Source organism: Labilibaculum manganireducens, assembly GCF_002843385.1.
Classification (GTDB): Bacteria; Bacteroidota; Bacteroidia; order Bacteroidales; family Marinifilaceae; genus Labilibaculum; species Labilibaculum manganireducens.
The window spans coordinates 163,679-175,746 of record NZ_MVDE01000007.1; the positions used below are offsets into that span (position 1 = coordinate 163,679).

5 protein-coding genes are annotated in these 12,068 nt (G+C 38.1%); 3 read left to right on the forward strand and 2 right to left on the reverse strand.

The window, feature by feature from the left end; translation table 11 throughout:
* Window positions 1–69 precede the first annotated feature (69 nt).
* Entirely contained in the window at window positions 70–2,898 is a 2,829-nt protein-coding gene (locus BZG01_RS06870) for a glycoside hydrolase family 2 protein (protein ID WP_101309075.1), read from the forward strand.
* 659 nt (window positions 2,899–3,557) lie between these two features.
* Here BZG01_RS06870 and BZG01_RS06875 read toward each other — a convergent pair.
* Window positions 3,558–6,047: a glycosyl hydrolase 115 family protein gene (locus BZG01_RS06875; protein ID WP_101309076.1), complete on the reverse strand. Its 2,490-nt coding sequence runs from the start codon at window positions 6,045–6,047 to the stop codon at window positions 3,558–3,560.
* A 101-nt stretch (window positions 6,048–6,148) separates the two neighbouring features.
* Window positions 6,149–10,432: a hybrid sensor histidine kinase/response regulator gene (locus BZG01_RS06880; RefSeq protein ID WP_180327245.1), complete on the reverse strand. Its 4,284-nt coding sequence runs from the start codon at window positions 10,430–10,432 to the stop codon at window positions 6,149–6,151.
* A 188-nt stretch (window positions 10,433–10,620) separates the two neighbouring features.
* Between BZG01_RS06880 and BZG01_RS06885 the strand changes: the two genes are divergently transcribed.
* Together BZG01_RS06885 and rhaM are read left to right on the forward strand one after the other, a co-directional pair.
* Window positions 10,621–11,595 (forward strand): glycoside hydrolase family 43 protein, encoded by a 975-nt coding sequence (locus BZG01_RS06885; RefSeq protein ID WP_101309078.1) that lies wholly within the window; start codon window positions 10,621–10,623, stop codon window positions 11,593–11,595.
* Window positions 11,596–11,626: 31 nt separating this feature from the next.
* Window positions 11,627–11,941 carry an L-rhamnose mutarotase gene (gene rhaM, locus BZG01_RS06890; RefSeq protein ID WP_101309079.1) on the forward strand — a complete coding sequence of 105 codons (315 nt, stop codon included), beginning with the start codon at window positions 11,627–11,629 and terminating at the stop codon, window positions 11,939–11,941.
* Window positions 11,942–12,068: the final 127 nt, after the last annotated feature.

Here is a 12,068-nt window from a genome sequence, read left to right on the forward strand (position 1 = left end):
CATAACTCATAACTCATAACTCATAACATTTCCAAGACAAGCTTAATATCAAACAATAATACATACCACATGAAACATCAACTCATTACCTACCTGCTTTTGTTAACCTGTTTCTGCGCAACGGGACAGCAAACTGAACGGCAATATTTATCAGGAACTGGATTGGGAAATACTGTTACCTGGGATTTTTACTGCTCGGCTGGTCAAAACAGCCAAAAATGGAGTCAGATAGAAGTTCCTTCGCAATGGGAACTGCAGGGCTTTGGAGAATACACTTATGGCAGATGGTACAAGAAAAAGGGAGTTGAACCTTCGAAAGAAACCGGCACCTACAAATACTCATTTAAGGTGCCAAAAAAATGGAGCGGACAACAAATTTCGATTGTTTTTGAAGGTGCCATGACGGATACCGAAGTATTCATCAACGGAGAAAAAGCCGGAGATATGCACCAAGGCGAGTTTTATCGTTTTTCATACGATATTACCCATAAAATCACTACCGAAAAAAAGAATGATCTTAAGGTAATTGTTCACAAACACTCGGCAAACAACAGCATCAACAACGCCGAAAGAAAAGCCGATTGGTGGACTTTCGGCGGCATTTACCGTCCGGTTTATTTAGAGGCAAAACCTAAAACAGCAATGAATCATGTGGCATTGGATGCAAAAGCCGACGGGAGTTTACAGGCTGACATTGATTTGTCTGAGGAAATAAAATCAGGTAAAATTATTGCCAGCATTGAACCCTTAACAGGAAAAGGAAAATTTGCGTCTAAGACCATTCCATTGACTCAGAATGGCAAAAAACAACACATCAGCACAAAATGGGATGATGTTATCAGCTGGAATCCTGAGAATCCTCAACTTTACAAACTGCACCTAAAATTAATCGGCCAAAACAATAAAACTTTGCACGAGTGGTCGTCGAGAATTGGTTTTAGAACGGTTGAATTCAGGGCAAAAGATGGTATTTATGTGAATGATACCAAAATTGTAATGAAAGGGATCAACCGCCACTCATTTTATCCGGAAGGAGGACGAACCACCAATCGTGAAATCAGCAAAAGCGATGCTCTTTTACTAAAAGAAATGAACATTAATGCTGTTCGTTTTCACTACCCGCCGGATCAGCACTTTCTGGAAATGTGTGATTCAATCGGTTTGTTTGTGGTCGATGAATTGGCCGGATGGCAAAACTGTTACGACACCGAAGTGGGATCAAAACTGCAGAAAGAAATGCTGACACGCGATGTAAATCACCCATGTATTGTATTGTGGAGCAATGGCAATGAAGGAGGCTGGAACTACGATCTTGATCAGCATTTTGCCGATTACGATCCTCAGAACCGACATGTAATTCACCCTTGGGCTGACTTTAATGGAATTGATGCCCACCACTACCCTGCCTACTTAACCGGGGTTGCACGATTGACCAACGGCTATAAAGTATTTATGCCAACCGAATTCATGCATGGAATGTATGATCAGGGACTTGGTGCAGGTTTAGAGGATTTTTGGGACAACTGGACCTCTCACCCATTATTTGCAGGTGCTTTTATGTGGTCGTTTGCTGATAATGCTGTGAAACGTACTGATAAAAACGGCATTTTAGACTCTGACGACTTTAGAGCTCCCGACGGTATTGTTGGGCCTTACCGGGAAAAAGAAGGCAGTGTATTTACCGTTCGTGAGGTTTGGGCTCCTATTCAGTTCAAAAAGCTATACATCACCCCTTCGTTTAATGGTAAATTTACAGTATCGAACAAATTCCTTTATACCAATTTAAAGGACTGTAAAATGACTTATCAACTGTATAAAATTAATTCTCCTTTAAAAGGATCTAAAAAAGAGATTTTAGGCAAGGGGATTGTTTCTCTTCCACAAATAGATCCTGGCGAAACAGGTTTTGCCAAAATGGAATTGCCGGCTGATTTCTTTGATGCAACGGTTTTAGAGATTGAAGCATTCGATCCTGCCGGGCATAAAATCTGCAACTGGAGCTGGCCTGTAAAATACGCCGGTGAATACTTCAAATTACAACATGCAGGTAAAACCGCAGATGGAGATGTAAAACTTACTGAAACGGACAGCATTACAACATTGGAAGCAAATGGAGTCTCTGTATCATTTAATCAGCAAAATGGTCAAATTTTACAGGTAAAAAACCAAAAAGGAATTGTTCCTTTTACCAATGGACCTGTTGCTGTAGGCATGAAAATTCAATACAAAGAATGCTATGCAAAACAAAATCTGCACAGCGCTCAGTTTGTTGCCAAATATCTGGGTGGTATCGATTCTATTGTTTGGACAATGGATGCAAAAGGACTTTTAAATATGAATGCTGTTATGCTGAACAGAGCTGGCGGAGGCAAAGGCTTTGACGATGCATTTACCGACAATGAAATAAATAATTTTGGTTTGACCTTCTCGTACCCCGAAAAAATAGTGAAAGGAATGAAATGGTTTGGCCGTGGTCCTTACCGGGTTTGGAAAAACAGAGTAAAAGGAACCAATTATGATCTTTGGCAAAAAGATTACAACAACACAATTACCGGAGAAAGTGAATACGGATTAACTTATCCTGAATTCAAAGGCTTTCATGCCAATTTATATTGGGCTGCCATACAGTCTGATGAGGCTCCATTTACGGTATATTCTGAAAGCGACGGCGTATTCTTACGAATGCTGACCCCCGAAGAACCCAAAGGAAGAATGGAAGGAAGACACACAATGCCGGTCTTCCCGTTGGGTGATATCTCATTTTTATACGATATTCCAGCAATTCAATCTTTCAAACCAATATCCATGCAGGGACCTCACAGTCAGCCGGGAAATATCCGGATAAAAGTAGGTGACGAAGGAATTAGAATGATATTGGATTTTGATTTTAAAGAATAGTAGTCAATCCATTTTGTAATGTTTATGAGGCTGTCTTATTAAAAGGCAGCCTCTTTTTTTATAGTTTTTCCTTCGACAGTCATTGGTATAGTACCACGACTGTTGTTGGTACAGTACCACGACGGTTACCGGTATAGTACCACGACGGTTGTTGGTACAGTACCACGACGGTTACCGGTATAGTACTACGACTGCAGCGGTCGTGGCAAATACTACCCCTTCTTTCTCTCCTCTTTACACAAATAGTTGCAGGGCTCGTTTTTATGCGCCATGCATTTTCGGCATTTTTTAAATAGCTTTTGTTTTAACTCGACGCTTTAGTAAGACCGGGAAGTTGAGAATTTGTTCGAAAATCGCCCTGCCACACTTAAGTGTGAGATAAATAAGGAAGTTATTTTAAAAGCATCCTTGATTTTTTTTATTCACGATTTTAATTTTTAGGATGTTCTTGGTCTCACTTTGTTCGGCAGCTTCGCTTTTTAAATCAAGCAAAAAAAATGAAGTCGGGTTTGGGCGGATAGCTCAATACAAAAAAAAGAGCGACAGATCGGCTGTAAAAGCTGTAGTTCTGTCGCTTAATTTTGCTGAGAAATAATTGATCCGTGCACGCATAGATTCATATGCTGTAAAAGACTTGCTGCTTCCTGTTTCGCTCAGAGTTAATTCGTCTTATTCGGAATTTCATAATAAGCAGGATAAGCTTCCTGCTTAACCGCCAATTGATCGATCACGATACCCGTTTGATTTACAAATATCTTTACTTGATGCCTGCCTGTATTTGTTATATCAAGCTTACTTTTAACCGATACAAAGTTCCGCAATACATTTGTTTTCCATTCATTGCTGCGGCCTTTGGTATTTAACGGGTAAACTTCAGGCTTATTTTCATCAAACTGAACCCTTAACTCATGGTTGAAATTGTTAGAATGAGTTGGCAAACATCTAATTTCGATTTCATATTCTCCCGGCTGATCATTCTCAAACTCATATTCAACAAAGGGCAACTCCCCTTTAAAAGTATGAATTGATAACGGATAAAGGGTAATTGCAGCATCGCTGCTGCCTAAACCATCAATGCTTTGCCAGTTATAATCATTCCTACCTCTGCAATTGGTATAATCCTTTGCCTGAATAAAAACAGGTTTTATATCTAACTGATAATGCATTGTGTCTTTCATAACTGTTTCAGCACTAAAATCAGGCATTGCAAAAACCGGTAAATTTCGTGGGGCAGCACTCATCATTCCGTTCCATTTCCCCGAAAGCATGCCTTTGTTATAATAATTTGTTAGTTCTTCAATTTTGTGATAAGCATCCTGCGACCTGCTCTGATATATTGCTTTATCATCTTCATCAGCAATGCAATCAGCCAGTTGTGCATACAAAAACTTGTGATTGATTAAAGCAGCACCTTTAACAGGATATTCAACCAATTGGAAAAAGGCATCCAGCAGATTTGTACTGACGGACTGTTTTACACGATCTGCCTTATCAACCAATTGCTGATAATCATCAATTCGCCGCTGTAACTCATTATCATTGGCATCGGTACTGAAGGCTGACAAATGAGTTTTGGTGGTTGGTTCCGTTTGACTCCAGCCCATGAATTCGGGTTTGCGCAAAAATGCCAAACGGTAATATTCCTGCATTACATCAGCAATACCATCCGCATTTTCAACGCCAAAATCGCGTGCACAACAAGCCCTTAAATGATCCTTAACGCCTGATGAATTGATACTGTTGATATCCCAGGCCAAATCAAGAAAAAATTCGGTGTTGTACTCTGCCGGTTTAATGTCACCTACATTTGCAATCCATATCTTTTTGGCTCCGTTTTGATAGGCACGGGTCATTTCGTACCAAATAAGACCTGGTTGTGTTGTGCTCAACCACAAATAATCATGAGGCCGTCCCCAGTAGCTAAGGTGATAATATACACCTGCTCCGCCGGAACGTTTTTGTTCCTCCCTGCTGCTCAATCTTCGGATGTAACCATAATTATCATCGCACCACATCAAACTAATATCGTCAGGCACCTGCAATCCGGCGTTATACAAATCCAGCACTTCTTTGTAAGGCACCAGTACCTGAGGAATCTCTTCCACTGATTTCTCTAAGGCAGTTGCTAACATATCTCTCTGATCCTTAATTATGGTATGCATCATATCAATCATTTCTTCCTGACTCGATGCGCCTTCCATTTTAGAATCATGAATTCCCCTCATGCCCATTGAATACAGACATTCATTGCCCGCATTTTTTGTCTCTTTTACCCGATCCTGCCAATATTGCTGTACATTTTTACTATTGCTGAAATAATTAAACGCCCCATTCTTTTGCTGATCCCATTCCCTGACATTATTCCGAAGCATTGGTTCCGCATGGCTCGAACCCAGTACAATATGGTATTTCCCAGCCATTTCTTTACTGCCTTCGGTGGCAAAGAATGGTTTTGTGCAATGATGCATCGCCGGCCAAATGGTATTTGCCTTTAAACGCAGCAGCAGCTGAAAAATCTTTTCATACGTTTTAGGCCCGATATCGCCGGTTTCCGGTTCAAATGTTTTTGCCGCCCAAGGCTGAAGTCCCCAGTCTTCATCGTTTAAAAAAATGCCCCTGAATTTCACCGACGGAGATTGCAAAATACCTTCCGAAGGCAAAGTAAGATTTACAACATCCCGTGGCAGCGGTTTTACATCAGCCCACCAATTCCATGGCGAAATACCTATCCGTTCAGCCATATCAAAAAGTCCGTAAACCGTTCCCCGGATATCGCTTCCAACAATAAATAATTTTCCGCGGTCCTGCTTGATCAGAAACTGCTCCCAGACATCTTTCCAGTCTTTATCTTCAATAAACTTTTCATTTTTTAATAACTCATCAGTATACAAACCTACTATGATCGAATTCCCCCCTATTTCTGTTTCGGGAAGTTCATTCGCCTCTTTTATAAGCAATTTTGTTCCTGTAATACTTTCAACAGACTGAGCAACATCCTTAACAGCCCAGCGAAGTAAGGAATCGCATTGTCCGCTCACGTAGATAGTTGTTGTGGAGGAAGATCCTGCAATGGTGTAAAAGTCCGTCTTTTTTTGTTGACAGGATAGTACCGAAATCAGTACAACTACCGCATATAAAATTTTATTCATAAAGCATAAATATTGTATCAAAAGATTTTCCGAAGATAATTCTCACCCTATGGATTTACCAGTAAAATCGTACTCTAAGCATGTAATTTCAGCTATAATCTTTACTTTCCATATTTTGAAGGAGCACAGCCAAACTGTGCCTTAAAACACTTACTAAAATAGAATGGATCTTCAATTCCTACCTGCCAGGAAACCTCAGATACATTGTACTTATCTTCAATGATTAGCTCGGCAGCTCTCTTCATTCTTTTTATTTTAATCAATTCATTAGGCGAATACCCAGTGAGGCCTTTCACCTTTTTATAAAATATGGTTCGGGTTTGTCCTGCCAGTTCTGTAAACTCAGTTACAGTAAAGCTTGGCTCGGCAAGATGCTTATCGATAATTTCATTAATTAAATCGTAAAATGCCTGATCTTTATTCCCCTGACTTAACAATCCTTTTTTAACCTCAATATCAACAGAAAAACGTTTTCTAAGCCTCTCCCGCTGATCAATTAAAGAATACACCCGGGATAGTAAATATTTAAAACTAAAAGGTTTCATAATATACTCATCGGCACCACATTCGCTTCCTTGCAGCTTAATGGTATCTGAGGACATGGCAGTCAGTAAAATAATTGGAATGTGACTTGTTTCAAAATTATCTTTCAGCCTTCGGGTTACTTCCAAGCCATCCATTTGCGGCATTTTTACATCGCAGATTATCAATGTTGGGTTCAATTCAATTGCTTTATCCAATCCTTCTTTACCATCTGCAGCCAACTCAATATCAAAATGATGCTGCAATTCGTCTTTCAAATACTCCCTAATATCATAATTGTCATCGATAACCAATATTTTCCAATGATGCGGATTAACGGGTCTTTGAATAACGTGATCCTCATTGTGCTCCGCCTGAACCACTTCTTTATCAGCGGCATCTACAACATCTAAAAATTTAACATCGCTGTACACTTCTTTTTTAGAAGGTAATTCAACCGTAAAAATAGAACCTCCCTCTGGATTTGGGCTGTATTTCACTTTGCCCTTGTGAGTTTCAGTGAATTCTTTCACCAACTCTAAACCAATTCCGGTTCCTTCTGCCGAAGTATTCAACTTCATAAAACGGCCAAAAAGAAACTCCCTTTTTTCCTTGGGAATACCAACTCCTGTATCAATCACACTTATTATGCAATTCCCGCTATGAGCATCCCTAACTACTCTGCAGGTAATCTTTCCTTTTGCAGGAGTAAACTTAAAGGCGTTGGAAAGCAGATTAAACAATATTTTCTCAACTTTATTTCTATCGATATAAAAATCCCATTTCCCATTGATCCCTTCGAACTGGTATTCTATATTTTTTTGAAACGCTATTTCTTTAAAAGCATAGTACGCATTACGGGTAAAATCTGAGATATCCGTCATCTCCAGATTTAGAGTCAATACATTGTTCTGCAGTTTGCGGAATTCCAACAGCTGATCAATCAATCGCGACATTTGAGTCGTATTGCGATTAAGCAAGCTGACATTTTTAGAGACTTCGGCAGGAAGCTCTTTCATATCATTCATTCTTTCAACAGCTCCTTTAATTAAAGTAAGCGGCGTTCTGAATTCATGTGATATATTCGTGAAAAAGCGCAGTTTATAATCCGTTAACTGTTTTTCCATTTTAACAGCATTATTAAGCGAACTGATTCGCAATAAAAAACGAATAATTACAAATGCTATTCCCAGAATTATTAGAATATACAAAGCTATTGCATAATTCGTTCTCCATACAGGAGGTAAAACAGTAATTTGAAACGTTCTTATCTCATTATTCCATTCGCCGTCAGCATTAGCTCCTTTTACCTGAAACTTATAATTGCCACTGGGCATATTTTTATAGGTAGCCCAATTGTTGCTGTTTGGAGAACTCCAATATTGATCGTAAGGCTCCAGATTGTATGTATATTTATTTCTTGAAGGGTCTGTTATATCTAAACAGGCAAAATTAAGTGTAAAAGTATTTTGATCATGTTCCAGCACAATCTTATCTGTAATACTTATTGACTCTTTTAACGGTGAATCAGCCTGCCCCGCTTCAATTCGCTGATCATTCACAAAAAAATCGGTGAACTGAACCAAAGGAACTGTTTGATTGACAACAATGCTGGCAGGATTCAGTACTAACATGCCATCTAAAGTTCCCCACAGCATTTCGCCGTCTTCTTTTAATAAACAGGCATTCTCATTATAAAAATCGCCGTACGTACTGTTCGAAAACTGATAAGTTAAAAAGGCATTCTTCCCTTTTTCTATATGCGTTAAACCACTTTCTGTACTTACCCAAAGTACACTATCCTTACTTTCCAAAATGGAGGTAATAATATCTGACGGAAGTCCCTCCTTTTTTGTGTATTTTACGAAAGAACCCTGTTTATCAGGACTGTCAGCATCAAATAAATTCAATCCCCCGCCAGCAGTTCCAATCCACAATTCGCCTCTGCTATCTTCAAAAATCGCTTTTACGTCATTACAGTTTAAACCTTCCGGATGTCCTGGATTGTATGTATAAATTGTATATACATTCTGATCCTTAATGAATTCCTCCGGCTGGAAACAGATCAATCCTTCGTAAGTACCTACCCAAATAAGTCCCTTTTTATCCTCCAGTAAACATCTTACAAAACTGATATTCCCTTTGTTATTTAAATAATGATTAAACCGAAAACGGTTCCCCGATTCCTCTACCAAATCAATACCTCCGCCAAAGGATGCAATCCAAATTCTTTTCTCTGAGTCTTGTATGATATCAAATATGGAATTACTGCACAAACTATTGACTTTTTCTTCCTCATTAACAAAATGTTGATATTGCTGATACGATTTTTTATCGTATATATACACACCATTTCCTTTGGTACCTACCCAAATCCGTCCTTTGTCATCTTCAACTATGGTATAGGGATTAATGTTTTTCTCAATTCGTTTCTGATTTTTTAGCTGATCATCATATATATACAGACTGCCATTTTTTGTACCCAACCATATCTTACCGTCTGAGTCTTTAAAAATCACCTTCACATTGTTACTTGCAACAATAGATTCATCCTTTTCCGGCATAATATATTTTACATCAAATTTTTCTCTGGTAACCTTAATAACACCTGCATATTCACTGCCAATCCACAAATTTCCAAAACGATCTTCATCAATAGATAATAAATAATCTGAAGCCGGGCTGTTTTCTACTTTATCATACAAATAATTGGTTAATACATCATTCTCCACATTATACTGATACAACCCATTTCCATAGGTGGTTATCCAGTAAATTCCTTCCGAATCAATTAAAACATTATATCTTCCATCATCAATAACACTGGCTACCTCCGGTGATATCAACTGCATCTCTTTGGTTTTGCCTGTAATAGGATTAGTATAAATCATCCGTCCTGAATCATCATACACCCAAATGCCTTTTCCGGCATCAACAATTATACGCGGAGCCACAATAATAGGGTTTGAGCTACCTAAAGGATTTTTAGAAAATACACCCGTATTTACGTCAACTTTATACAATCCTTTTTCCAATGATGAAACAATCAAATTATCTTTGTTCAGCTGTGCCATATCCCGAAGAGAACATCGCTCCGAAGATTTAAATGCCTCTAAAAACAGATGTTTCTTCAAATCATAACGACAAATCACATCATCGGACATAAAATAAACAATTGAATTTAACTGCATCGCCTTTCGGAAAGCACCAAGATTCTCCTGATTGTAAAACTCATCTGCATTGCCCAATGAATCAATTCTATTTAATCCCGAATCGCGGCCAACCCATACATTGTTTAAAGAATCTGCAAACACAAAATTCACTTTATTATCTGATAGTTTGCTTGAATTTGATCCAGCATGAAAAGCAATAACAGGTGTCCCCGCCATATTTTTTTCGATTTTAACACAACCACTATCGCCCCATAACCAAACCTCCCCTTTTTGGGTTTCCAAATAATTAGTGAACAAAAGCGGTACTGTATTTCCTTCGTAACTAAATTCGATAAAACGTTCCAATTTGGGATTGTAACAATTAAATGAATTATCATAAGTTTTAATCCACAAAAAACCGTCCTTGTCTTCATGAATACTTCTGATTCTTTGATCGGTAATATTTTTGGGTCTTCCGGGTTCTGGTTTGTAGGTTATAAACCGGGTTCCGTCATACCGCACCAAACCATCCAGAGTACCAACCCACAAAAAACCCATATTATCAACAACAATGCTTCGGGCTGTATTTTGAGGCAATCCGTCTTTGGTACTAATCTGACTAAATAGTATGGATTCCTGGGCACATAGCATGGAAGAAAAGAAAAGAGAAATTGTAAATATTCCAATGAAAATATTTTGCCTTTTATTCATTTTATCATCCCTTAAGAACATACTGTTTTCTTTGATTTAGCAACAACTGTACTACAAAAATTAAAAATAGACAATTAAATAAAAATACCATCTAAAACGGCATTTTTTACAGGAGTTTGTATGATAATCCATGATTATAATTATCCTTACATTTATCTTGTAATAAATTTTTTATAACTATATTTTTCATGATCAATTTTAATTTCTTCAAACTAATCATCTGTCTTTTAATCCTTTTGCCTGGATGTTCTGAAAATCACAAAGACGTTTACTTATTTTCCTATTTCACAAACAATGGTCAGGATGGGCTTCATCTGGCCTATAGTTACGATGGCCATCAATGGGAAACAGTAAAGGATGGTAAATCATTATTAAAACCGGTTGTTGGTAAAGATCGTTTAATGCGCGACCCAAGCATCACCCAAGGGAAGGATGGAATATTTCGTCTTGTTTGGACAACAGGATGGTGGGATCAAGGAATTGGATACGCTTCCTCAAAAGATTTAATTCACTGGTCGGAACAAAAAAACATCCCTGTAATGGAGCATTTAAAAGAAACCAGAAACACCTGGGCTCCCGAAGTATTTTTTGATGATGCATCCCATTTATTTTATATTGTTTGGGCATCGACAATTCCCGGACAATTCCCGGAAATTGAAACCACAAGCAATGAAAAAGGGCTAAATCACCGACTATATTGCACAACTACAACTGATTTTAAAACTTTCTCTCCCACATCTCTCTTTTATGATCCGGGGTTTAGTGTCATCGATGGAGCCATTCTTAAAACCGATTCAACCTACATGATGGTTATTAAAAATGAAATGTCGGTTCCTAAAGAGAAAAATTTACGCATTGTTTTCACAAAAAATCTGGCCGATGGGTTCCCAACAAAGGTTTCTGATAATATTTCGGGGAACTCCTGGGTAGAGGGACCAACTCCATTAAAAATTGGGAAATACATTTACATCTACTTCGATAAATACAGAGACAAAAAATATGGTGCCATACGTTCACTTGATGGAAAAAATTGGGAAGACATTTCAGAATCAATTAATTTACCAAGAGGCATTCGACACGGCACTGCATTTAAAGTATCTGAGAAAATACTGCATAATCTTCTGGACAATACTTCCGGTAAATCATTATATCCTTTTGAATAAATTAATTTCCAAATACAAAACTCCATAAAAAATGAAACGATTAGCCTTTAAAATGCACCTCAACGAAGGTCAGAAAGAAGAATATAAAAAACGCCATAGTGAATTGTGGCCAGAGCTTAAACAATTACTAAAAGAGGCTGGAGTAAATGAATACTCCATTTTTATAGATGAAGAAACAAATACTTTATTTGCATTTCAAAAGCTAAGCAGCAACGGAGGCTCGCAGGATTTAGGACAAACTGAAGTTGTTAAAAAATGGTGGAAATTTATGGCAGATATAATGAAAACCAATGCAGACAACTCCCCCGTTTCAATTCCTTTAGAGGAAGTATTTTATCTGGAGTAAAACACCCGAATCTTAAAAGAAAATTGGCCGCTAATAATTTATTGCGTGAACTCGCCGGAGCCCCATAAACATCCACTCACTAAAAAAACACTTTTCACAAGTAAAAAGTGTTTCATTCATTTAAAAC